The sequence below is a fragment of the Alteromonas sp. W12 genome, assembly GCF_001924945.1.
GTDB lineage: Bacteria > Pseudomonadota > Gammaproteobacteria > Enterobacterales > Alteromonadaceae > Alteromonas > Alteromonas macleodii.
This window is the reverse complement of record NZ_LQXH01000009.1, coordinates 186,541-211,501: the sequence shown is the minus strand read 5'-3', so window position 1 is coordinate 211,501 and position 24,961 is coordinate 186,541. Positions and strand designations below refer to the sequence as shown.

Annotated in this window: 19 protein-coding genes; 11 read left to right on the top strand and 8 right to left on the bottom strand. The window is 44.3% G+C overall.

The window, feature by feature from the left end:
* Window positions 1-397: 397 nt before the first annotated feature.
* Entirely contained in the window at window positions 398-946 is a 549-nt protein-coding gene (locus AWH61_RS14515) for a hypothetical protein (RefSeq protein WP_014949862.1), read from the top strand.
* A gap of 17 nt (window positions 947-963) precedes the next feature.
* Here AWH61_RS14515 and AWH61_RS14510 read toward each other — a convergent pair whose 3' ends face one another.
* Window positions 964-1,947 carry an endonuclease/exonuclease/phosphatase family protein gene (locus AWH61_RS14510; RefSeq protein WP_014979601.1) on the bottom strand — a complete coding sequence of 328 codons (984 nt, stop codon included), beginning with the start codon at window positions 1,945-1,947 and terminating at the stop codon, window positions 964-966.
* A 389-nt stretch (window positions 1,948-2,336) separates the two neighbouring features.
* Here AWH61_RS14510 and AWH61_RS14505 point away from each other — a divergent pair, with 389 nt between their 5' ends.
* Complete coding sequence (locus AWH61_RS14505; RefSeq protein ID WP_014949860.1) at window positions 2,337-2,936, top strand: BON domain-containing protein; 600 nt, start codon at window positions 2,337-2,339, stop codon at window positions 2,934-2,936.
* A 121-nt stretch (window positions 2,937-3,057) separates the two neighbouring features.
* Here the strand turns inward: AWH61_RS14505 and AWH61_RS14500 are convergent, their stop codons facing one another.
* On the bottom strand, window positions 3,058-3,864 hold the full coding sequence (locus AWH61_RS14500) for a TIGR03915 family putative DNA repair protein (RefSeq protein WP_075177443.1): 807 nt from the start codon (window positions 3,862-3,864) through the stop codon (window positions 3,058-3,060).
* A 16-nt stretch (window positions 3,865-3,880) separates the two neighbouring features.
* Window positions 3,881-5,122: a putative DNA modification/repair radical SAM protein gene (locus AWH61_RS14495; RefSeq protein WP_075177442.1), complete on the bottom strand. Its 1,242-nt coding sequence runs from the start codon at window positions 5,120-5,122 to the stop codon at window positions 3,881-3,883.
* A gap of 464 nt (window positions 5,123-5,586) precedes the next feature.
* Between AWH61_RS14495 and AWH61_RS14490 the strand changes: the two genes are divergently transcribed.
* On the top strand, window positions 5,587-5,964 hold the full coding sequence (locus AWH61_RS14490; RefSeq protein WP_014949857.1) for a hypothetical protein: 378 nt from the start codon (window positions 5,587-5,589) through the stop codon (window positions 5,962-5,964).
* A 77-nt stretch (window positions 5,965-6,041) separates the two neighbouring features.
* Here the strand turns inward: AWH61_RS14490 and AWH61_RS14485 are convergent, their stop codons facing one another.
* The 3 genes from AWH61_RS14485 to AWH61_RS14475 form a co-directional block, all read right to left on the bottom strand.
* Entirely contained in the window at window positions 6,042-6,950 is a 909-nt protein-coding gene (locus AWH61_RS14485) for a 5'-methylthioadenosine/S-adenosylhomocysteine nucleosidase (RefSeq protein WP_052234892.1), read from the bottom strand.
* A 195-nt stretch (window positions 6,951-7,145) separates the two neighbouring features.
* Window positions 7,146-8,582: a pyruvate kinase gene (pyk, locus tag AWH61_RS14480; RefSeq protein ID WP_075177441.1), complete on the bottom strand. Its 1,437-nt coding sequence runs from the start codon at window positions 8,580-8,582 to the stop codon at window positions 7,146-7,148.
* 238 nt (window positions 8,583-8,820) lie between these two features.
* Complete coding sequence (locus AWH61_RS14475) at window positions 8,821-9,672, bottom strand: MurR/RpiR family transcriptional regulator (protein ID WP_014949854.1); 852 nt, start codon at window positions 9,670-9,672, stop codon at window positions 8,821-8,823.
* A 284-nt stretch (window positions 9,673-9,956) separates the two neighbouring features.
* Between AWH61_RS14475 and zwf the strand changes: the two genes are divergently transcribed.
* Genes zwf through AWH61_RS14450 form a run of 5 tightly spaced genes read left to right on the top strand, consistent with a single transcriptional unit; the run spans window position 9,957 to window position 15,581 of the window.
* Window positions 9,957-11,450: a glucose-6-phosphate dehydrogenase gene (gene zwf, locus AWH61_RS14470; RefSeq protein ID WP_014949853.1), complete on the top strand. Its 1,494-nt coding sequence runs from the start codon at window positions 9,957-9,959 to the stop codon at window positions 11,448-11,450.
* 1 nt (window position 11,451) lies between these two features.
* The gene (pgl, locus tag AWH61_RS14465) at window positions 11,452-12,144 is read left to right on the top strand and encodes a 6-phosphogluconolactonase (protein ID WP_069944511.1); all 693 of its coding nucleotides are present in this window, start codon (window positions 11,452-11,454) and stop codon (window positions 12,142-12,144) included.
* A 9-nt stretch (window positions 12,145-12,153) separates the two neighbouring features.
* Complete coding sequence (gene edd / locus AWH61_RS14460; protein ID WP_014949851.1) at window positions 12,154-13,980, top strand: phosphogluconate dehydratase; 1,827 nt, start codon at window positions 12,154-12,156, stop codon at window positions 13,978-13,980.
* Window positions 13,980-14,933 carry a glucokinase gene (locus AWH61_RS14455; protein ID WP_014949850.1) on the top strand — a complete coding sequence of 318 codons (954 nt, stop codon included), beginning with the start codon at window positions 13,980-13,982 and terminating at the stop codon, window positions 14,931-14,933. The genes edd and AWH61_RS14455 overlap by 1 nt, the downstream gene beginning before the upstream one ends.
* A gap of 3 nt (window positions 14,934-14,936) precedes the next feature.
* Window positions 14,937-15,581, top strand: coding sequence for a bifunctional 4-hydroxy-2-oxoglutarate aldolase/2-dehydro-3-deoxy-phosphogluconate aldolase (locus tag AWH61_RS14450; protein ID WP_014949849.1), 645 nt, complete (start codon window positions 14,937-14,939; stop codon window positions 15,579-15,581).
* Window positions 15,582-15,703: 122 nt separating this feature from the next.
* On the opposite strand, the gene AWH61_RS14445 is transcribed toward AWH61_RS14450, so the two are convergent.
* A complete protein-coding gene (locus tag AWH61_RS14445; protein ID WP_075177440.1) occupies window positions 15,704-16,555 on the bottom strand; it encodes a D-hexose-6-phosphate mutarotase in 852 nt (283 codons plus the stop codon).
* A 188-nt stretch (window positions 16,556-16,743) separates the two neighbouring features.
* Window positions 16,744-17,739: a type I glyceraldehyde-3-phosphate dehydrogenase gene (gene gap, locus AWH61_RS14440; protein ID WP_014976817.1), complete on the bottom strand. Its 996-nt coding sequence runs from the start codon at window positions 17,737-17,739 to the stop codon at window positions 16,744-16,746.
* Between the two features lie 235 nt (window positions 17,740-17,974).
* On the opposite strand from gap, the gene malQ reads away from it, so the two are divergent.
* From malQ to glgX, 3 genes are all read left to right on the top strand, one after another.
* Complete coding sequence (gene malQ, locus AWH61_RS14435) at window positions 17,975-20,173, top strand: 4-alpha-glucanotransferase (RefSeq protein WP_075177439.1); 2,199 nt, start codon at window positions 17,975-17,977, stop codon at window positions 20,171-20,173.
* A 158-nt stretch (window positions 20,174-20,331) separates the two neighbouring features.
* Window positions 20,332-22,515 carry a 1,4-alpha-glucan branching protein GlgB gene (gene glgB, locus AWH61_RS14430; protein ID WP_075177438.1) on the top strand — a complete coding sequence of 728 codons (2,184 nt, stop codon included), beginning with the start codon at window positions 20,332-20,334 and terminating at the stop codon, window positions 22,513-22,515.
* 47 nt (window positions 22,516-22,562) lie between these two features.
* Window positions 22,563-24,650, top strand: a complete 2,088-nt coding sequence (glgX, locus tag AWH61_RS14425) for a glycogen debranching protein GlgX (RefSeq protein ID WP_083605962.1) — start codon at window positions 22,563-22,565, stop codon at window positions 24,648-24,650.
* The last annotated feature ends 311 nt before the right edge of the window (window positions 24,651-24,961 follow it).

Sequence of the window (24,961 nt, the reverse complement as noted above, 5' to 3'; positions counted from 1 at the left end):
AATGGTTGAGCGCCAAGGCAAGCAAGAGGTGCAAAGTGAGAGAAAAATTTACAAACGAATGTATGGAGGCCAACAGCAGTTTTTTATGTTAATTTTTGGTGGTCTGTTCTAATTTGCAGATTAACATGACGCTTCTTTTCATAAGTCTTGTTTTACTGTGCATCTAGCGCGTAATTGCTTTGCCGTTCCCACATATTTTGATATGCTTGGTCAGTAGGTTAAACATTACAATTCAATAGTTTAAATATTCCTACAAATATTGCTTAACACGTTTTCTTTCGAGTAGAACTAATCTCATATTATTGGTTTTTACTCACTCAGAGTGTAGGTAAATCTTCAGCCTTACTTGTAACGTATTAATTTCTGAATTTCGTATTTTTTCTGGTGGACAAAGGCTGTGGAATCACAATCGTCTGTATTCATTCGACACTATGACAAACAATCATTAAAGGTGGTTGATGTTATATCTGGTATCTCACCAAATGCTATGCGCAGAGTATTTGGCGGCTGGATATTTTTCGCAGCTGTTGTCGGCGTTATTGTAAGTGTAGCACCAGATTTGAGCGCTCAATTTATCGGTTTAACACTTTTCGTTCTTGTTGCTTTTACACTCGTAATGTTTGGACAGAGCAGAATAACGGAAGGCTGGCCAGCTATAATTTGTGACAACAACTACATCGGCGTGGTGAGAGACCCTGTTAAGAGAGAGTATATTTGTGTGAACTCTGCTCTGGTCAAAGAAGCTAACCCCACATTAATAAAACCCAACAAAAAAGCGGTTGAGATTGTGTTAGATAGCGAACAACTATCGGCAGAAGATCAAGAGGTGCTAAACCAAGCGGTTTGGCCTCGGGATAACAAGCTAATAGGGCTAGCCCATTTTAAAAAGCGTGAAGAGGCGTGTGATAGCCTCATGTGGTGTGTCAAACACCGTAGCTCTCATTAGATTTACAGTCTTGAGTATTACTCCTTGTCCGTGATTAGCGCTAGTTCGGTATAAAGCGGGTAGTGGTCTGAGCCTATGCTTTCAAGCTTCTCTATATTGACCAATGCAAAATGTTCCGAGTGAAATACGTGGTCTAACGGCCATTTCACTAAAGGATATTTCGCGTGAAATGTATTGAAAAAACCGCGCCCCTCTCGTGGGTCTAAAAGTCCGCTTATTTTCTTGAACTTTCTGGTAGTAGGTGACCAAGCCACATCGTTAAGATCGCCAGCGACGACAATTGGGCCCTCTGTTTCAGCTATTTCTTCCCCCACAACAGTAAGTTCTACGTCTCTGGGCTTTGCATACGTGTTTTCTGTTGGGCTTGGTGGTTTTGGATGAAGAAAATATAGCGTGACATCTTGTCCGTGGTGATTGATTTTAACTTTCATAGACGGCACATCTTCTTCTATTAGAAATCGCAATGAGACCTCTTCAAAGGGAAGCTTACTATAAAGATGCATACCGTAGAGATTTTCAAGTGGGCAAAATTTACGATATGGGTATTCAGATTCAATTTCACTGATGCCTTTCTGCCACTTCTCATTAGATTCCAACGTTACGAGAAAATCAGGTTGCTTATTACGTACATGTTCAATGAGCTTGCGAAAATCGTCATTAGGCATATACACATTGCTTGATAAAACACTTAGCTTTTGGCTCGCACTCTCAACCTCGACGTGCCTAACTTCTCTTTTATACAGAGGGGTATAAGGAATGATCCAGATAACCTGATAAATAAGGCTAACTGTTAATCCAGCGACAATAATTACTGCTAGGCTATCTATCTGTGCGTAATAGGTTGATTCAAAAATATGCCCAGCAATTAACAAAGAAATGATAGCTGCTATTTGTAGTCGCGGAAATTCCCACACTCTTACTAACCAATGAGAAGAAGGAAGCAAAGGGGCCCAGCTTACGGCTATAAATAAGACTGAAACAGCAGTAAGTGCAGTATCCATGTCTAGTTGGTCCTTGAGTTTAATTAACGAAAAACACTCCACCTGTTGCTTCTGTCTGCAAAACTAAATTCTAGTGAAGCGACACAAATCGTTATAACTACGGCAGCTTTGTGAAATAAGTTTAACCTAAGTATCACTGCAACTTAGCGGCGGCCAACGACGAAAAGTTATCCCCTAGTACAATTGATAGGTGCTTTTCTTAAGTGAAGTTGACGAGTTTTGGGCATTAACAAAATTAAGTAAAAAGTTCTCAAACAAAGGCAAAGTTTGCAAAACAAAACTTACTTAACTAGCCCTGGATATTAATATTTATCATATAAAACAATGTCTTATTTTGTTGGCAAGGAATTGGCATGACTATCTACGAGTTTCGACAAAGGAGAAATGTTATGAAACGTTCACTTATTTCTATGATTGTTGCTACAACTTTGACTACAGCTGCATATGCAGGTGACATGGACACAGACAACAAATGGGAGAAAGGTGCCAAAGACGCATGGATTGATGGCAAAGCAGAAGCAACGCTGTTGTTCAATGGTAACCTTGATTCATTCGACATTAATACTGACGTTAAAAACGGTAATGTCGTTCTTACTGGTAAGGTTGAGAACTCTGTTGATAAAAAGCTAGCGGAAGAGCTAGTTGCGAATATTGACGGTGTAACGTCTGTAGACAACAAGCTAACGGTTGTCTCTGACAAAGATATGGAAGGCGACATGTCAGATGACATGGAAGATACTGTTGACGAAGGCACAAGCGAGTTAACTGACGCCAAAATCGCCACAGTAATCAAAACTCGTCTTCTTATGGATACCGATATTTCAGGTTTCGACATCGATGTTGACGTAGAAAACGGTGTAGTAACACTGACTGGCGACGTTGATTCTGATGCTGAGCGTGACCTAGCTGTGGAAATTGCTAAGAATGCGTCTGACGTGAAAGATGTTGAAAGCAACCTTCGTGTAGTTACTGAAACTGCGATGAACTAATATCATTGTTGCTTTACACAAAAAAGGGGCCTCGGCCCCTTTTTTTCTGGTCACGATTTACAGAGCTTTCCAAATCGCAAAAAACAAGGGAAGCACAGATGCTAATATTTGTCAGGAGAACTCATTCACCATTCTCCACTTTTTTACCATTTAGTATCATCTTACGTGCTCTAGCATCCGATTGGCGTATCATATCGTTAATAAGCGACGTCTCAGGCATATTCTTCCAGTATTTTTTGGGCATTGAACTTAACATTGCCTTTGTTTTTACGCGGGCAGGATTAAATATATTTGCATAATACGTGAGCCAGTATTTTTCAATTCTGTCATCATTTGGAATGATACTTGGATCAGGATTATCTTCCAAAACAAGTGTTTTAGTATTCCAATGCGCAGCTCGATAAGGGGTAAGTATTGACCAACACATATTTTTAAAACGAGTCTGAAAAAAATCGAGCTTCAATTCCAAGCTGAAGTGTTCTGGTTCATACCACGCAATAAAATGCTCTTGTCCGTCAAGTACAACTTCTCGAAATCTCAAAAAAGCACTTATCTTATATGCATCGCGTTTTACTGCTTTAGCCAGCACGTTGAGACGCAACACATCTTCGTCAGTTTTTAAGTGAATAAGGTTTCTGTTTTCGAAAACTACTCGCCATAAAACGCGGTAACATAAAGCGAAACGATCGGGGGCTTGGTGGCATAACGCATACTTCAACAGCGTTAAAACTGATCGGGGAATTCTGTAATTCGTTTGGCTTTCACCAATAGCGTTGGCCGAATCGGTCACGGCAAACAAGTCGTCTTGGTTAGATTGCGAAGTTTGCCATGTAACGTTCTCCGGAGGTATGTGTTGGGCTAGACATTCTCTCGATGCTTTTCGCCATTCGTCGTATCCGGGCACTGATGAAATTGTTACTTTTTTCATTGCGGTACCAATTAGATTAGGCGCTGAACAATTCAAACTGTTTTGGTTGTTTAAATTGCTGTTCAAAGTTACTGCTATCGAGCAAATGTATAGCGGGGGAATAATCACTAACAGTAATGAACGGTTTTAATTTTTGTAAGGGTAAACGCATTTTTGTGAGATCGAACCAGCTAAGCTTTGTGTAACGTCGAATAGCCAAAATTTTTTGTACTGTGCGTGCTCCCAGTCCAGGAACTCGCAATAAAAGTAGCTTGTCAGCTTTATTTAAATCGATGGGAAATATGTGGCGATTGCGTAGCGCCCACGCAAGCTTGGGGTCGTGCTCCATATCTAGCATGTCGTTGTGTACGATTTCATCTAAACCAAATCCATAAAAGCGCAGGAGCCAATCGGCCTGATAAAGTCGGTGTTCACGGATAAGTGGCGCCGGTTTAAGAGGCAAGACTTCAGACGCATCTGGGATGGGCGAAAATGCAGAATAGTAAACGCGCCGCAATTTTTGTTGACCATACAGTTTGACACTCGTGCCAAGGATAACTTTATCATTTGAGTCATCGGCTCCTATGATCATCTGAGTGGACTGTCCGCCAGGAGCAAAGCGAGGTGGGCGTTTGCCCGAGTAGGTTTTATCTACTTTGTGTTCATTTATTTTGTCTTTCAATGTATTCATTGAACCGTGAATTTCACCAAGGTCTTTTTCCGGGGCGTATTTGTTCAACGAATTTTGCGTCGGCATTTCGATGTTTATACTTAGCCTATCGGCATATAAGCCAGCTTCAGCCTGTAGTTCAGGAGATGCATTCGGAATGGTCTTAAGATGAATGTATCCTTTAAATCCGTGATCAATGCGAAGAGACTTCGCGATGCGTACCATGCTCTCCATAGTCAGGTCAGGAGAGCCGACAATACCAGAACTTAAAAATAATCCCTCAATGTAGTTACGCTTATAAAAATTAAGCGTTAAATCAACTGTTTCTTTAACGGTAAAACGCGCTCGTTGAACGTCGCTAGACACCCTATTGATGCAGTAATGGCAATCGTATATGCAATAGTTGGTCATTAGGATCTTTAGTAATGATACGCATCGACCATCAGGGGTAAAGCTGTGACATATCCCTGACCCTCCTGTGAGCGAACCTATTCCTGTTTTGTCAGTTTTACCTGCTTTTCGTTTACCGGCGGAGCCACTTGCGCAAGAAGCGTCATACTTAGCGGCATCTGAAAGAATTTCGAGTTTTTGAATGAGTTTGTCATGCATTGCAAATGGTCACTTTCTCTAGGCAAATGTACGTGGTAGACGGTCTGAAAAAAAACAAGATTCCATACCAGTACTTTGCTTGTTGTGGTATATCTCAATACTGTATAAGTGTACAGCATTAAGGGGAGTGAGTTTATTAAATTTGAAAGGAAAATTTTATCTTGCTGTGTGTAGAAAGTACCTTATACAACTTTAGTATAAGTTTTGGGTTGGTCTAAGCTGCTGAAAAATAAAGATTAACTATATGGTGCGGAAGGTGCATATGGTTAAGTGGATATGAGTGAATTACTTGATGTATTGAATAGACGAAAGTTTGTATTGTCAGGCAGAAAACATCTGCTGCAACGTGAAAGCTAGAAACTTAAATAGTCGAATGACTCAATACATTGGTGATAAATACTTTTAATTAAGTGGATTGTAGCGAGCTTATCGATACAAGTGCAAAATCGTTCAAGGAGTGGGGCATGAACTTTTTAAAGTGGGTTTATTCAGGCTTAGTGGTATCAGCAATCATTGTTATAGTCGGTGTAATTGGGCAAGGAAAGCTATCCGTAAGCCAGGCATCAGCTGATGACGAACAGCGCCCCGTTCACATGGATATTCAAAAAGTACAGCGCAACTTCTCATTGGTAGAATTTGATTTGTCGAAAAAGGCACATCTATTGAGAAAAACGCGTCTAGAGCACTACATTGCACAGGCTAAACAAGCCGATTTAAGAGGTTGGAAATTTAAGCGTGATGAGTTTGTTGAGCGCGCCGAAAATATTCTAAATCACCATCTTACTCAATACGCGAATGATGTTAGTCAAGATGCGGAAACTTATACCGCTCAAGCAATCTAATACAAAGGCTATTCATGAAAACGCGCCCTACATTCTTACAATGTAGGGCGCGTTTTTCGGTTGAGTGTTTTCCACATTTATTCCGACAGCGCAGAAATATAAGCTCTTACCACTTTTTCAACAAAGGCCTGACAATCTTTGGCCGTGGTTGGGTCATATTCACCATGGTTGGTAATGTTGTTCGACAATACGCGAATACCTAAAAAGGGAACGTGGTAGGCATGTGCAATCTGCGCTGCAGAAGCGGTTTCCATTTCTTCCACACTCGTTCCCATATTCTTATGGAGCCATGCTATTCGATCTAACTCATTATTCCAAAAGTTACCACTGCCAATCGTTCCTTTAACGACGTTCCCGCGTTTGTACTGCTTGGATAGCGATAGAGCTAGGTTGATGAGCTGTTTGTCTCCTAAATAAAAACGCAACTTTTCTGCGTCCTTAGCGCTACTTCCTTCTCCCGCGCTGCCTTCTGACGCCATAAGATCCATCGGCAGCCAATTAAACGGTTGAGAACCTTCTCCTTGAGCCAGCTTGGGCGTTTTAAAATTGGATGCATTAATACTGCGTTCGCCAAGAACAATATCACCAACTTTTAAGGAAGGATCGTGGCCACCTGATGTTCCCTGATTGATGATAAGGCGAGGGTGGTATCTCTCTATGCCAATAGCGGTGGCGGCCGCAGTATTTTCTAAACCCTTACCGGTTTTAGCTACCACAATGGGGTACCCGTTTAGTGTCCCTTTATAGAATACGGCATTACCTGAATACTCTGTTGTAGTGTTATCCAAAAGCGCAGCAAAGTATTCAGCTTCAATGGGCATGGGGCCTTGAATCATTATTGGCTGTAATGGTGCATTCTGTGAAGCTACTTCTACACGCTTCATGGTGTGTACGTGCTGTGTATTTGCCCATACGCTATGAGTGAAAAGTGCCAAGAGCGTTATAATTGCTGAAAAACGTGTGTAGCGATTGAAAATGAGCTGCATATCTATCCTTATTTTTGTCGTTGTTGTCCCGAGGAGTGTTAACGAATTCTCGTTGTTTTGTTGAATATGTTTTTTGTAATTTTGATACTGACTTAGATGAGTGTTCTTATTATAAGCGTCAGCTTACCACTGCTTTAGTAAATTACAGGCAAAAAAAAGCGAAGCATTTGCTTCGCTTTAATAGTGTATTCGTCGCTATTCGACTTCTACGATTTTGAGGGTATTGGTCGCGCCCACTTTTTCCATTTCATCGCCGTAAGTCAGGATGATACTGTCGCCGCTTTTCACTAATCCTTTCTCTTTAAGTGATGCAATAACATCGTACTTCAATTTGCCAGGTTCACTGTTTGAAGAGTCAAAGAAAACCGGCTTAACGCCGCGGCAAAGCGCCATTGTGTTAAGCGTTGATTCGTGACGAGACATCGCAATAATTGGCAGAGATGTAGTAATGCGAGACATTAACGTTGGTGTAGTTCCACTTTCAGTCAAACCTACAATCGCTTTAACACTTGGCAAGTGGTTCGCAGCGTAAACCGCTGACAGAGCAATTGACTCGCTAGTAGAAGAAAACTGCTGATCCATGCGGTGCTTGGAAATTTTAACGCTTGGATGTGTTTCCGCGCCTTCACAAACACGAGCCATAGCTGCAACTGTTTCAATAGGGAAATTACCCGCCGCTGTTTCAGCTGAAAGCATTACCGCGTCAGTGCCGTCTAGTACAGCGTTCGCAACGTCCATTACTTCTGCACGTGTAGGCATAGGGCTGTCAATCATCGACTCCATCATTTGCGTCGCGGTGATCACAACCTTGTTGAGCTGGCGAGAACGGGCAATCAGTTTCTTTTGAACACCAACAAGTTCCGCATCGCCAATTTCTACACCCAAGTCACCACGAGCAACCATTACCGCATCTGAAGCGCTGATGATATCCGTCATGGCTTCGTCAGACGCCACCGTTTCAGCACGCTCGACCTTTGCACAAATTTTTGCGTAGCAGCCAGCTGCTTCGGCAAGTTCTCGCGCGTAGTTCAAGTCTGCGCCGCTGCGAGGAAATGACACTGCAAGGTAATCAACACCAATTTTCGCGGCGGTTTTAATGTCTTCTTTGTCTTTTTCGGTAAGTGCATCTGCAGAAAGACCACCGCCTTGACGGTTAATGCCTTTATTGTTTGAAAGCTTGCCGCCTACTGTTACTTCAGTAATCACTTTGCGGCCTTCAACGCCAGTTACTCGAAGCTGAATACGACCGTCATCAAGAAGCAGAATATCGCCTGCTGATACATCATCAGGAAGCGCTTTGTAATCAATACCTACTTGATTAATATCACCTTCGTCGCGGCCTAATTCAGCGTCTAGAATGAATTTTGCGCCAACCTCTAAACGAACTGCACCATCGGCAAAACGAGCAACACGGATTTTAGGACCTTGAAGATCACCTAAAATCGCTACGTATTTACCTAGGTTCTTTGCCGCCTGACGAACGCGCTTTGCACGTTCAATGTGGTCTTCGGCTTGTCCGTGTGAAAAGTTCATGCGCACAGTGTTTGCGCCTGCGGCAATAAGTGCCTGAATCTTTTCAAGTGAGTCGGTTGCAGGTCCTAGGGTGGCAAGAATTTTCGTTCTTCTGGTCATGTGATTCCGTCGCTGTTTCTAAGTTAGAAAAGACAAAGAGTGATAGGCTACGCGTTTATACGGTATGCCTGTAATCGCTTTACGTAATTTTATTACAGAATAATAGTTGAATTTGACAAAAATGTGAATGAAATAAACAAAAACGCCTAACTGGCTCGACCAGTTAGGCGTTTTCGCTGATTTATTGAACCAATATTGTTACGGTAAGTGGTTCTTATATGATCACGTGGGAAGAAAATTACTCACCACGCTTTTCATAACGTGAACCACGCAGCGTATCTTTTACTCGCTTCAGATTCTCTCTAAACTTGTTGCCTCGGCGCAATGTAAAGCCGGTTGCCAGTACATCAATTAGCGTGAGCTGCGCGATGCGAGAGGCCATAGGCATATACATATCAGTATCTTCCGGCACTTCCAGCGATAACACGTAACTGCACTCTTGTGCCAGCGGGCTATCTGCTGAGGTAATTCCTACCACAGTAGCGTCGTTCATGCGGGCAATTTGCGCTATTTCTACTAAGCTTTTAGTTCGGCCCGTATGGCTAATCAATACAACAACATCGCCATCTGAACAGTTCATGCAGCTCATGCGCTGCATTAGAATATCTTCAAAGTAGACCACTGGAACATTGAAGCGGAAAAACTTATTTAGTGCATCGTGTGCCACTGAAGCTGAAGCGCCTAAGCCGAAAAATGAAATTTTCTGTGCCTGTGTAAGTAAATCAACAACGCGATTTACCACGTTCACATCCACAGATTGGCGCGCCACTTCCAGGGACGCCATGGTCGATTCGAATATCTTATTGGTATATTCGTCTGGGCTGTCGTTTTCATCAACATGGCGGTTTACATAAGGCGTGCCGTTAGCCAGGCTCTGCGCTAAATGCAGTTTAAAGTCTGGGAAGCCTTTAGTATCAAGTCTTCGGCAGAAACGGTTTACGGTAGGCTCACTAACATCCGACATCTTAGCGAGGGTTGCTATACTCGAATGAATGGCCGTTTGTGGGTTAGCTAGAATTACTTCAGCTACCTTTTTCTCAGATTTACTGAATGCCGCTTGGTTTTGTGTGATTTTTTCTAAAATGTTCATACAGATATAGCAATTAGTTAGCACAATTTATTGTAAGGTACACCCGTAATAGTACCCAATGTGAAGTCTGTGACAAGAAAAATGTAATTTTTTGACAATTTTTGTTATTTCAATCGGGTTAAATGAGGGTAAACTGAGGGAAATAGTAAAGATTCAGATCCTATAGTTGGTACAAGTTGTAATTTTACTACATTTGGTGTTAACTATACGGTAAAAATAGTCGTTAGTGTTGTAAATAACTGTACAATACGCCGCGGACACATACATTTAAAAGGTCGACGAATATGGTATTGGATAATTCCTACGAACCCTGTGATTTTGTACTTTTCGGTACACTGGGAGATCTTTCACGACGCAAGTTGTTGCCTTCTTTATATCAGCTTGAAAAAGCAAACTTGATGCACCCAGACACCACTATTGTGGGTGTTGCGCGTCAAGAAATGGAGCTGGATGCCTATATTGAAGAAGTTCATGCCAACCTAATCAAGTTTGGCGAGAAGAACTTGTGTGAAGCCACTTGGGAAAAAATGAAAGCGCGTTTGCACTATGCATGCGTAGACATGAAGGACGTTGAAAGCTATTGCGTATTAGACGACCACGTTGACCCAAGCCGCACCATGGTTTGTTATTTAGCGACGCCACCGGCGATATACGGTGATATCTGTCGTGGCCTGCATAGCTGCAAAATTATCGACTCAAGCGTTCGCGTTGTGCTAGAAAAGCCAATTGGTCACGATTTGGCATCGTCTAAAGTGATCAATGAGCAAGTTGCAGAATACTTCGACGAAAAGCAAATTTACCGCATTGACCATTACCTTGGTAAAGAGACAGTACTAAACCTAGTATCACTGCGTTTTGCCAATTCTATTTTTGCTACTAACTGGGACCACAACTGCATTGACCATGTTCAAATCTCAGTTGCAGAGTCAGTGGGTATTGAAGGGCGTTGGGGTTACTTTGACGACGCGGGTCAAATGCGAGATATGGTGCAAAACCACTTGCTACAAATTTTAAGTTTGGTAGCGATGGAGCCTCCGACAACGCTCGACGCTGACAGCATTCGTGACGAAAAATTGAAAGTGCTTAAAGCGCTTCGTCCGATTAACTCGTTTAATATTAATGACAGCACAGTACGCGGTCAGTATACCTCTGGTTTCGTGAAGGGCGAAGAAGTGCCTGGATACCTTGAAGAAGAAGGTGCTAATACGCAAAGTAAAACCGAAACCTTTGTCGCTATTAAAGCGGAAATTGACAACTGGCGTTGGGCTGGTGTGCCGTTCTACCTACGCACAGGTAAGCGCATGCCAACTAAGGTGAGTGAAGTTGTTATTTACTTCAAGCGTCAGCCACACAACTTGTTCGGTGACAGCTTCAAGAATCTCCCACCCAATAAGCTCGTTATTCGTCTACAGCCAGACGAAGGTGTAGAAATCACCGTAATGAATAAAGTACCTGGCTTAACCAGCTCAGGCTCTATGGATCTACAAAAATCCAAGTTAAACCTAAGTTTCTCTGAAGCGTTTGCCGATGAGCGTATTCCTGACGCATACGAAAAACTCCTTCTTGAAGTTATGTTGGGTAATCAGGCGCTATTCGTTCGTCGTGACGAAATTGAGCAAGCTTGGACGTGGGTAGACTCAATTCTTGAAGCGTGGAAGCAATCGAGCGAGCCGCCAGAACCGTATCAAGCAGGTACGTGGGGGCCGGTAGACTCTATAGGTCTTCTTGCTCGCGAAAATCGCAGCTGGTACGAGAGTAAAACAGGGAAGAAAAAGTAATATGGCGTTAACAACTCTATCATTTGAAACACCTGATGCGCTGACTGATGCATTTGCGCAAGACTTAGTCAGCATTTTAAAAACAGGTATTAAAACTCGCGGTCGAGCTTCGCTTGTCGTTAGTGGTGGTCGTACACCGCTGGCGCTTTTTAAACAACTAAGTGAAACCGAACTTGAGTGGGATAAGGTTGATATCACCCTTGCCGACGAGCGCTGGGTTGAAGAGGGCCACGAGGCCAGCAACACCAGCCTAGTCAAAAATAATCTAATTCAAAATAAAGCCGCAGCAGCTCGTTTTATCGAATTGAAAAGCGATGCTAATGATGCAAACGAAGGCGTAAATGCCGCAGAGTCAAATCTGGCTAGCATGTCACAACCTTTTGATGCATTGATTCTTGGCATGGGGGAAGATGGTCACACTGCATCACTTTTCCCTTGCTCTGAACAAGTACTTGACGGCTTAGATATGAGCAGCGGCAGAACCTGCATCGCTGTTCAACCTACAACAGCACCTCATCAACGTATTTCATTAACGCTACCAGCGTTACTCAATAGCCGTAATATCTTTTTGCATTTAACAGGCGAGAAGAAAAAACAAGTCTTACTTGATGCTATTGAAAATGCCACCGAAGCGCAAAAGCCCATCACCGCCGTAGTTAACCGCGCGCCGGTTACTTTGATGTGGGCGCCATAGGAGACAAACATGAATCCAAAAATTGCTGAAGTTACGCAACGAATTATCGAGCGTAGTAAAGAAACGCGTAAGGCGTATCTAGAAAAAATTGAGAGTGCACGACGTCAAGGACCACACCGTGGTGTGTTGTCATGCGGTAACCTTGCTCACGGCTTTGCAGCATGTGGAACAAGCGAAAAATCAGATCTTCGTTCAATGACCAAAGCCAACGTGGCAATTGTGTCTGCGTATAACGATATGCTTTCAGCGCACCAGCCTTACGAGACGTATCCTGCGCTCATTAAGGATGCAGTGAAAGAGGTAGGCAGCGTAGCCCAGTTCGCAGGTGGCGTACCCGCTATGTGTGATGGTGTTACACAAGGCCAGTCTGGCATGGACTTAAGCCTAATGAGCCGTGATAACATTGCTCAGGGGGCTGCCATTGCGCTTTCTCACAACATGTTCGATAGCGCACTGATGCTAGGTATCTGCGACAAAATCGTTCCTGGGCTACTAATGGGCGCACTAACGTTTGGTCATTTGCCAACCGTTTTTGTGCCAGCCGGTCCAATGCCATCGGGTCTTCCAAACAAAGAAAAAGCCCGTGTTCGTCAAGAATTTGCCGAAGGTAAGGTAGGGCGTGACGCGTTGCTTGAAGCTGAATCTCAATCTTACCACTCTGCGGGTACCTGTACGTTCTATGGAACGGCAAACTCGAATCAGCTAGTGGTTGAAATGATGGGCTTGCACCTTCCGGGTTCGTCGTTTGTTAATCCGGGCACACCTTTGCGCGACGCGTTAACTAAAGCGGCTGCGGTTCAAGCAACACGCTTAACTGACCTTGGCGACAACTATACGCCAATTGGTCACATTGTAGATGCAAAAGCCATTGTGAACGGCCTTGTAGGTCTTCTTGCTACGGGTGGTTCTACTAACCACACCATGCACCTTATTGCGGTAGCACGCGCTGCAGGTTACATCGTAAATTGGGACGACTTCTCAGACATCTCTAATGCTGTGCCTCTTCTTACTCGCATTTACCCGAATGGCTCAGCTGACATTAACCACTTTGTTGCAGCAGGTGGTATGTCATTGCTAATTAGACAGTTGCTTGATGCGGGTCTACTACATAACGACGTTAAGACTATTTGTGGTGAAGGCTTAGACTTCTACACTAAAGAGCCTGTGCTTAAAGACGGCGAATTAGAATGGCGAGACGGCCCAACTGAATCCCTTGATAAAGAAGTACTAGCAACTGTTGACGCACCGTTTAAGCCAGATGGTGGTTTGAGTGTGCTTGACGGCAATCTTGGTCGTGGTGTTATTAAAACCTCAGCACTTCGCACGCCTCACTGTAATATCAAAGCACCAGCGGTTGTGTTTGAAGACCAGTTTGAACTCGATGACGCGTTTAAGTCTGGCAAGTTAGACAAAGACTGCATTGTAGTTGTTCGCTTCCAAGGTCCTTCAGCGATTGGTATGCCAGAACTTCACCGCTTAACGCCACCTCTTGGGGTGCTTCAAGATCGCGGCTTTAAAGTGGCGCTAGTTACTGACGGTCGTATGTCTGGTGCATCAGGTAAAGTTCCTGCAGCTATCCACGTGACTCCAGAAGCTTATAAAGGCGGTCTACTTGCTAAAGTGCAAGAGGGCGACATTATTGAGCTAAACACACAAACTGGTGCACTAACACTGCATGTGGACGATGAAACACTGGCTGCACGTGAAGCAGCGCCAGCGAACCTAGCTAAGCATCACGTTGGAATGGGACGTGAAATGTTTGCGGGTATGCGCGCTATTCTGACGGGTGCAGAAGAGGGTGCATGTTCACTGTTTTACACGCAGGAGCAAGCATAATGAGCCAGAAGTTTGTGGCTGATGTTGGCGGTACGAATATTCGTGTTGCAAGGGTAACCGAGTCAGGTGTAGCCGACATCAAAAAATATATGTGTAATGATTTCGCCAGCATAGACCTTGCTATTGCACAATACTTTAGCGACATGCCGGAATACAGCTTTTCGCAAGGTTGTATTGCAATTGCATGTCCAGTATTGGGCGATCAAGTCGAGATGACGAATCACAGCTGGGCATTTTCTCAAAATGCACTTCGCTCTCAGCTTAAACTAGACGCGTTGTTCGTTATCAATGACTTCACTGCCGTAGCGCACTCTTTGCCTGTATTGGGCGAAGAGCAAGTGGTACAAATTGGCGAAGGCACTGCGAAAGAAAATGGCAATATCGCTGTTTTTGGACCTGGTACAGGATTGGGTGTTGAGCATATTACAATGACCTCAACTGGCTGGCAGACGCTGGACGGTGAAGGTGGTCATGTAGACTTTGCACCGGTAGATGAAACCGATGTTGTCGTATGGCGTCACCTTCAATCTACCTTAGGACGTGCTTCTGCTGAAGAAGTAATGTCTGGACGCGGTCTGCATAATATTTACACCGCGCTAGCAAACCACGCATCAGCACCAGTTGTATTTACCGAGCCGGCTCAAATCACTGACGCTGCGCTGAACGGTACCTGTAAAATTGCTGAAGCGACGCTTACCCAATTCTGCCGAATTATGGGAAGCTTTGCGGGTAATTTAGCACTTAACATGGCGACCACGGGCGGCATCTTCATTGGTGGTGGTATTGCTAACCGTTTCCCTGAATTTATTCAAAATAGCGATTTTAGAGCGCGTTTTGAAGCGAAAGGGCAAATGAAGCACTACGTGAAAGACATTCCCACCTATTTAATTGCAGAACCTGATCATGGTTTATTGGGTGCGGCTGCATATCTGAATCAAAATACAGCGAGCTAAATTATGACAACGAAATGGAAATACTCTCCAGAGGAAATTTTTGCGGCCGGTCCAGTTGTACCTGTTTTGGTAATCAATGACGTAGAAAAAGCGGTTCCTCTGGCAAAAGCGCTGATGGAAGGTGGTATTAAAGTACTGGAAGTAACGCTACGTACCCCTGCTGCTATTGACGTGATTAAGCGAATTGCACAAGAAGTGCCTGACTCGCTAATTGGTGCTGGAACCGTGACTAACGCCCAGCAGCTTAAAGCGGTAGTTGAAGCTGGCGCTAAGTTCGCAATTAGCCCAGGTATGACGGCTGATTTGCTAAAAGCGGGTATGGACTCAGAAATTCCACTTATCCCTGGTATCTCTTCAACTTCTGATTTGATGAAGGGTAAAGATGCGGGTTATACCCACATGAAATTCTTCCCAGCAGAGGCTTCAGGTGGCGTTAAAGCCATTAAGTCAATCAGTGGTCCTTTCCCTGATGTGACGTTTTGCCCAACGGGTGGCATTGGTCCAAACAACTACAATGACTATTTAGCGCTTAACAACGTTAAATGTGTAGGTGGTTCGTGGCTTGCCCCTGACGACGCAATTGAATCAGGTGACTGGGCGCGTATTACGCAGCTAGCAAAAGAAGCTGTTGCGGGTGCTAAACAGTAATTTGCTGAACCTTTAAATGAAAAAACCTGCTCATTGGCAGGTTTTTTTATATCTCTTGATCGTGAACTGCGACTGTCTACCTTCCAAAGTGTCAGCGAAATTGCGCTTGCACTTCAAATAATTTACTTCGGAACAATAGTTTGTTTCAGTGTGTGGCTAGCACCGGGGGACAGTGTCTTTCCCTGAGTTAGCGATGTTTCTACGCACAACATATGCTTATAGCCAAATGGGTCCATGTCTGAAATAGACGCTGCGCCTAACCACGGGTTCCACACTACCATAGAGTCATTGCCGTCGGATACCACTTCCGTAAACGTGTTGCCTTCGACTTCAATTTCTGCTGTTTTAATCGGCGCAACATGAATGCGATCCGTTTCCCCTGTGATGGTGTAAGGACTCGGTGTCGTCTTAAGTCCCCAGTCGTCAAGTTTGTCTTTATATTGACCTTCAATTCCAGTTATTTGGGTATGTTGAATGTGATCAACGTGGAAATATGTATGTAGCGCACAGTTAAATTCGAATGGTACAACACCCGTATTTTCTGTAGTTAACGCAACGTCCATCGTCTCACCAACTGTAATTACCATGGTCACGTTACAATCATTCTCAAACCCTTCTGCTCGGGTAAAGCTTGGCGAAAGCGTAATCGTTGTTCCGCTTTCTGTATCTTCTGAATGAATCAGCTTCCACACTTGTGTTCTCAAAAAGCCGTGAGCGGGGAGGGCACCTTTTTCTCGACCGTGATCATCGCTAAACCAAGGCCAGCATACCGGAATACCACCGCGAATAGGTCGCTCTCCGTTCAAGTAAGCATGGGGGCTTACCCAAAGACGCTCTCTGCCATCGCTTTTAGGCACATATGACAAGATATGACCGCCAAATAGGCTAATACGCGCAGAGGCAAACGCATTATCTACGTCTAAAAAGGTAAGTCCATTAGACTCACTAACGGTAACTGAACTCACAGGTGGCATAAGCCCTCCTTGGACTAATAAGAAAACAACAAAGGGTAAGCGACGGGAAAGCGTATGTCGCTGGAATATCGTTATTATGCGTGTTTACGACCACGAAAAACAAAAAAGGTGCAAACGCCGTGTTTACACCTTTAGATTAACTCAACTTTAGCGTGAATAGTTTAACTATTTTAGCTTAATACCGTTAATTACTTAGAAATGTGAGCCACAAGGTCTAGAACCTTGTTTGAGTAGCCCCATTCGTTGTCGTACCAAGAAACGAGTTTAACGAATGTATCAGTAAGTGCGATACCTGCAGTGGCGTCAAATACCGATGTGCGAGCGTCGCCAAGGAAGTCGTTAGACACAACCGCATCTTCTGTGTAACCCATGATACCTTTAAGCTCGCCTTCTGAAGCTTCTTTCATTGCTGCACAAATTTCATCGTAGCTAGCAGGCTTCGCAAGGTTTACAGTAAGGTCTACTACTGAAACGTTTGGCGTAGGTACACGGAAAGCCATACCTGTTAACTTGCCGTTAAGCTCAGGGATAACTTTACCTACTGCTTTTGCTGCACCGGTTGATGATGGAATGATGTTCTGACCAGCACCACGACCACCACGCCAGTCTTTCATTGAAGGACCGTCTACCGTTTTCTGTGTTGCAGTTGTTGCGTGAACCGTTGTCATCAAACCGTCTACAATGCCAAATTTATCGTTAAGCACTTTGGCAAGTGGAGCAAGACAGTTAGTTGTACAAGACGCGTTTGAAACAATAGTTTCGCCAGCGTAGCTTTCTTGGTTAACACCCATAACGAACATAGGCGTGTCATCTTTAGAAGGTGCAGACATAACAACTTTCTTCGCGCCAGCTTCGATATGCTTCGCGGCAGTTTCTTTAGTCAGGAACAAACCTGTTGATTCAACAACTACGTCAACGTCTACTTCATCCCACTTAAGTGCAGCTGGATCTCTTTCAGATGTAATGCGGATAGTTTTGCCGTTTACAACTAGGCTATTGTTATCTACTGTAACTTCACCGTCGAATAAACCGTGAGTCGAGTCGTATTTCAATAGATAAGCAATGTAGTCCGTGTCTAGTAAGTCGTTTATTGCAACAACTTCGATGTCGTTGCGCTCTGCTGCTGCGCGCATTACTAGGCGTCCAATACGGCCAAAACCATTGATACCGATGCGAATTGTCATAACGTACCCCGATTATTTAAATAAAATGAAAATAAATTACGTAAAGTATGGATCAAAATGCCATAATTAGCAAAATAAAAAGCCAAAGTGTTGCAAAATTACGAATAAGTGCTATTGCAATCGTATTCAGATATCGCCAAGCCCTTGTTTCTAGAATAATGTTAAAAATTTGTTTGTAGACGCACTATGCTTAATTTGCTTTGCGTCTTTTACCGAATAACAGGAATGACACACCATGACACAACAACTTCTGCAACAACTGGTTGAAATGCGGGGAATTGAAACCCAATACGTCGACGCATGGGGAAAGCCAGCAACCATCGCAGAATCAAGTAAAGCAAAACTGCTTAACACACTTGGCTATGACACCAGCAGTGATGAAAAAATTCAGTCACAAATTACACAAGATATAAAGTCGGTATGGTTGTCGCCGTTAAATCCTGTTCAAGTGGTTCGCAATACCCAAGAAATTAATCTAGCTGTTCGTTTGCCTATCGAGTTAGTGAACGATGATCACACGCTCACGGTCACCTGTGAAAATGGTGACGTGCTCACTCATCAATTTACGCCAGTTGACCAAGAAATGACGACGATGGCGCATATCGACGATGTAGAGTTTCATGAATACGTAGTAACACTGCCTTTGGATTTGCCCCTTGGTTATCACGATGTAGCCTTAAGCGCTGATGACGATGAGTTTGCGCGTTCTCGCTTAATTGTGGCACCAGAAGCGTGCTACACGCCAAACGAAATTAAAGAAGGCAAAAAAATATGGGGCTTAAGCGTTCAACTTTACTGCGTTCGCAGTGAAAAGAACTGGGGGATTGGTGATTTTTCTGATTTAGCTCTGCTTATTGAAAAAGCCGCTGGCGTTGGCGCAGACTTTATCGGACTTAATCCTATTCATGCGCTCTACCCTGCAAACCCTAACGCGTGCTCGCCTTATGGGCCAAGCTCACGTCGTTGGCTTAATTATTTGTATATCGATGTGACTGCCATTGACGGCTATGACGATGCATCAGTACAAACCGTAGTTAATAGCGATGAATTTAAAGCCACGCTTGAACATGCACGTAACGTAGAACATGTAGACTACGAGGCAGTCGCCCATGTGAAATTGGCTGCGCTTAAAACAGTATTTGATGTTTACGATGCCAAATACCTTCGTAAAAGCACCAAGCAAAATAAAGCGTTTAAAGCCTTCGTAGAAGCGGGCGGTGAAAGCTTAGATATGTTAGCGGTGTACGACGCTTTGCAATCGCACCTAAAAGCTGAAGGTAAAGACAGCTGGGGATGGCCGGTATTCCCACAAGAATACAAAGACTATTACAACCCAGCCGTGGCTAAGTTTAAGAGTACAAACGAACAAGACGTCAAATTTTACTTGTTCCTACAGTGGATTGCCGCCCAACAGCTTGAGCTTGCAAGCAACAAAGCTACTGATGCAGGCATGACCATTGGTCTTTATCGCGACTTGGCGGTAGGCGTTAGTGAAGGCAGTGCGGAAATTTGGGGTAACAAAGACCTATACTGCACAGGCGCAAGTGTAGGTGCTCCACCGGATATCTTGGGCCCACTAGGCCAGAACTGGGGGTTGCCGCCTATGGACCCTCGTAAGCTGTATGAACAGGGTTACCAGCCCATTATTGACCTGTTTGCGTCTAACATGGCGTCGTCAGGCTCATTGCGTATCGATCACGTCATGGCGTTGCTGCGTTTATGGTGGGTTGTGAAAGGTGATAACGCTAAAGATGGCGGCTATGTTTATTATCCTGTAGACGATTTACTCGGTATTCTAGCGCTAGAAAGTCACCGCAATCAGAGCCTGGTTATCGGTGAAGACTTGGGTACTGTACCCGAAGAAATTCGCAGCAAGCTTGCTGATAATGGCGTGTACTCATACCGCGTATTTTTCTTCGAACAAGCGGAAGACGGTGGTTTCTTCTCACCTAGCCATTACCCTGTTCAGTCTATGTCAACGTTGACTACTCACGATATGCCAACGCTGATTGGTTACTGGCACTGTTTAGATTTAGAGCTAGGCAAAGAAATAGGGCTTTATCCAACAGAAGAAATCCTTCAAACGCTTTATGCGGATCGTCATGAAAATAAACAGGCAATACTTGATACGTTGCACGGCCACGGTTCAATTGGCGATAATGTAGGCCGCGATGTTAATCATACGGGTATGAATCGCGAACTGAATAACGGTATGCAGGTGCATATGGCAGGTGGCTCAAGCGCATTATTGAGCCTGCAATTGGAAGACTGGTTAGAAATGGATAAGCCGGTCAATATTCCTGGTACTTTTGACGAATATCCAAACTGGCGAAGAAAACTCACAGAGAATATCGAGTCGATGTTCGATAGACATGATATAAATGAGTTGGCGTCTAAACTTACTCATGCCAGAAAGCAAGCAAGCCAGGGTTAATTGCCATTATCAAAGAAATGATAATAGGCGGTTGCCTGGGTAACTTAAACGAGTAAGATAAAGTACCAAGACGGTACTTGATAGAGCTTAAATGTATACAACGCATTTAAGCTCACAATTCAACCCGCTGCCATGCGGGTTTTTACTAGGAGTAGCGAATGCAATTAGCGCAGCAGTTTGAACAGGTATTATGTTCTCAGCCGTTTTCCCATTTAGGTGTAGTTAAAAATCAGCAGAAGTCGGTACTTCGCGTTTGGCGTCCTAATGTCAGCGAGATAACGATTGAATGGGAGAATGCAGCGCTCGCAAATGTAACCGTTACCTCCAAAAATGGACTTTTTGAAACACCGCTGCCTAAAGAATATCAGGGTGAGGTTTATCGCGTTATCGCCGAAGGCTTGAATGACGATAAGGGCTATATCGATCCTTATCAATTCTCCGAGCAGGCGTATCATGCGGTACACTACATCGATAGCAAGCCTTCAAACTTGTATGAGCAAGCGGGCGCGCAACTTTTAACACTCGCTTCTTCAAAAGGCGATGCGATAAAAGGTGTCAGGTTCTGCGTTTTCGCGCCCAATGCAAGCACGGTGTCGCTCATTGGCGATTTCAATCAGTGGGATGGCCGCACGCATCCTATGGAAAAGACCTCTATGGGATACTGGGTACTGTTTGTGCCAGAACTCGCAGAGGGAGAGCGCTACAAGTACCACATTAAAGATGCACACGGCCACGACCTACCGCACAAGGCTGACCCACTTGGCTTCAGTGCAGAGCAGTATCCTTCTCATGCTTCGAAAACTTACAACCACAATAACTATGAGTGGAATGATAGTGCATGGATGAAAAAGCGAAAGGGGAATAAATACAACAGCCCAATGAGCATTTATGAGGTGCACCTTGGCTCTTGGAAGCGCCCGGGTATTGAAACTGATGCGCGCTATCTTACTTATAAAGCGCTGGCCGATGACTTAATAAGCTACGTCAGCGATATGGGTTACACTCACGTTGAATTGCTGCCTATTTCCGAGTTTCCTTTCGACGGTTCGTGGGGCTATCAGCCCGTGGGAATGTTCGCACCAACGAGTAGATTTGGAAACCCAGATGAATTTAAATACTTTGTTGATAAGGCTCACCAAGCAGGTATAGGTGTAATTATCGACTGGGTACCTGCACATTTCCCGGAAGACGGCCATGGCTTGGCGCGATTTGATGGTTCTTGTGTTTATGAATATGAAGATCCGAGGAAAGGTTGGCATCCGGATTGGAATTCTTGCATTTACGATTTCGGCAAAGACACAGTTCGTCAATTTTTAGTTGCAAACGCACTGTTTTGGCTAGACAAATTTCACGTTGATGGACTCAGGGTTGATGCAGTGGCATCCATGCTTTATCTCGATTACTCACGTAATGACGGCGAGTGGATCCCGAATGTGGATGGGGGAAACGAAAATTACGAAGCCATTAGTTTACTGAAATGGATGAATGAAGAAGTGTACAAGCACTTCCCTGACGCCATGACAATTGCCGAAGAATCAACGTCGTTTCCTAAGGTTTCTCGTCCAGTATTTGATGGCGGTTTGGGCTTTGGCTTTAAGTGGAACATGGGGTGGATGCACGACTCATTACATTACATTGCTAAAGACCCAGCATACCGCAATTACCACCATGGCGATATTACCTTCAGCATGGTTTACGCGTTTGACGAAAACTTTGTGTTGCCTATCTCGCACGATGAAGTGGTACACGGCAAAGGCAGTATGCTGCACAAAATGCCTGGCGATGAATGGCAGCAAGCCGCTAACCTGCGTTGTTACGCGGGCTTTATGTACGGTCACCCCGGCAAGAAGCTTAACTTTATGGGGAACGAGCTTGCGCAGGCACGAGAATGGAACCATGACAGTAGTTTAGACTGGCACTTGCTCGATTACGAAAAACACAAAGGCATTCAAGCGCTTTATAAGGCGCTCAACCACCTCTATACGTCTACGCCAGCGCTTTACGAGCAAGACCACGAACCAGGGGGCTTTGCTTGGCTGGACCACAATAATGCAGACCAAAGCGTGGTTTCATTTGTTCGCATGTCAAAAGATGCGAAGCAAAAAGTATATGTGGTATCTAATTTTACGCCTGTGCCACGTCAGAACTTCAGAATAGGCGTAGATGATGCATGCACGCTAACGCTAGCACTAAACACTGATGATGGTGCATATTGGGGTAGTGACTACGACGTTGCTTCTACTGTAAATACGCAACCCATACCTTGGAATGAGCGTACTCACTCTGCAGAAATCACGTTACCGCCGCTAGCCACGGTATTTTATGTTGCCAATGTGGATTAATCCGACTAGGGCGACACGCCCTAGTGAAGAGATAAATTGAGAACGAAGTGAACGAAATTCGAGACACCGCACTAATTGTAGAAAGTGGAATGGGGAAGGCATATCCACTTGGCGCAACAGTTACACAAGATGGTTGTAATTTTGCCGTATACGCGCCCGATGCGAAGGCGGTCGTGTTGTGTTTTTTCAATAGTGACACAGAAGAGGCGGTGAGTGAGCATCCTTTGCCTGAGAAAACTGGTGATGTTTGGCACGGTCGTTACAGCGGCGTTAGCGCAGGACAATACTATGGTTATCGCGTAGAACGTGGTGAGAGAGGGTTACATGCGGTACCCACCGACAAACTGCTAATCGACCCTTACGCCAAGAAAATTAGTCGCGCAATAAAATGGGACGCTAGGCAATACAAACACGACTCTCAGTTTATGATCCCCAAGTGCATAGTAATTGATCAAAATGACTATGCGCTGAGTCATGTTAGCGCGCCTGTTATACCGAAACACAAGCGAGTAGTTTACGAAGCACATATTAAAGGGCTCACAAAACTCCATCCCGATGTACCTAAAGAACACCGTGGCAAATTTATCGGTGCTGCCCATCCGAGTGTCATCAAGCATCTCAAAGCATTAGGCATAACCACGGTGCAATTTATGCCGTTGTGTTCATTCATGCCTGAACCATTTATTACAGAGAAAGGCTTAACCAATTATTGGGGATATAACCCGGTTAACTTCTTTGCACCTGAACCACGCTACGGTGTGTCAGATGCGCTTGCTGAACTGAAGTCTATGGTAGATGCTTATCATACTGCCGGACTTGAGGTTATTGTTGATGTGGTATTTAACCATACAGCAGAGGCAGGCAATGGCGGTCCTATTCTTTCTTATAAGGGGTTTTGCCCTTACCAAGCGTACTTATTAGAGCAAACGAAAAACGGAGAATTGGTTTATTCCAACCACTCTGGCTGTGGTAACACGGTAAATACCGCGCAGCCATTTATGATGGGACTTATTTTAGATGCCATGCGCCACTGGGTATCCGTAATTGGCGTTGACGGCTTTCGTTTCGATTTAGCAGTATGCTTGGGAAGAGAGCCACAAGAATATAGTAAAAAATCTGGGCTGCTGAGAGCCATTAGTAGCGACCCTGTTCTAAAAGAGAGGGTATTGCTTGCCGAACCCTGGGATATTGGGCCTGGCGGCTACCAAGTGGGTAACTTTCCGTCTCCGTGGTTAGAGGTGAATGATAAATACCGCGATACGGTGCGCGCCTTCTGGCGTGGAGACGATGGCGTTACCGCGGACTTTGCTACCCGTTTAATGGGCTCACGAGATATATTTCACAAAGGCCATCGACATATCAGTACGTCGGTAAACAACGTGACATATCACGATGGGTTCACGCTGCACGATATGGTGACCTACGCCGAACGTCACAATCTCGATAACTTAGAAGAAAATCGAGATGGCCATGGACACAACCTGTCTGCCAATTATGGTATTGAGGGGGAAACGAATGACGAGCAGATACTCGCTATGCGTGAGCGTCAAAAGCGCAATCTCTTTGCAACGCTGATTTTCTCGCAAGGTACACCGCATATTCTTGGTGGCGATGAATTAAGCCGCACCCAAAATGGCAATAATAATGCCTATTGCCAGGATAATCCTATTAGCTGGATGAATTGGGAATTAAACAAGCGCAAGCAAGATTTTCTTAGCTTCTGCCAATATGTGATCCGTTTGCGCCAGTCCTCTTCACTGTTAAGCGAACTAAAGCTGCACGATGATACTTTTACGCTCTCACGAAATGTAAAAGAAATAAATTGGTATAAGCCTGATGGTTCTGACAAAGCGTCTGAAGACTGGAATGCGCATCATAACAAAGCGTTTGGTGTGGAAATAAAAGGTTGTGTAACGGGCGACCAGAAGCCAGAGCACTGGTTCTTGTGTGTTAATGCAAGTGAAAGCGACGTGCGTTTTCACCTACCTTCTGTCATACCCAGGGGAGGGTGGACCATGCACTTGGATACGCGCTACAGCTCTCTTGAAGAACAGCCTTCAATTTGCATTCAGAAGGTGTTTTTACAGGCCAGCAAATCGCTAACGTTGTTCAGTTTTTCTCAGTTCTCTGGATAGAATAATGGCTTACAATACGACTTTATACTTGGTTAAGGATGCCTTTAAAGAATTTAAGAGTACCGCTAAACGGCTCTAAACTCAGTACACGTTAGCTGAATAAGAAACAGAGTCTTTACCTTTGTGTGAATTTCATACAGCATGGGCGAAAGCGCGTAACGCAGGTGCTGAATGCGTGCCAAAATCTCGGCTAAACTAGCTTACAAAACCCGTTAATGTTTACCGCTGGTGACAATTACACCACTGCGCACTAAATTGTTAGCTTAGACTGTTCTTTATTCTTTCAGGTGGTATCATGCGCAGCCATCTGA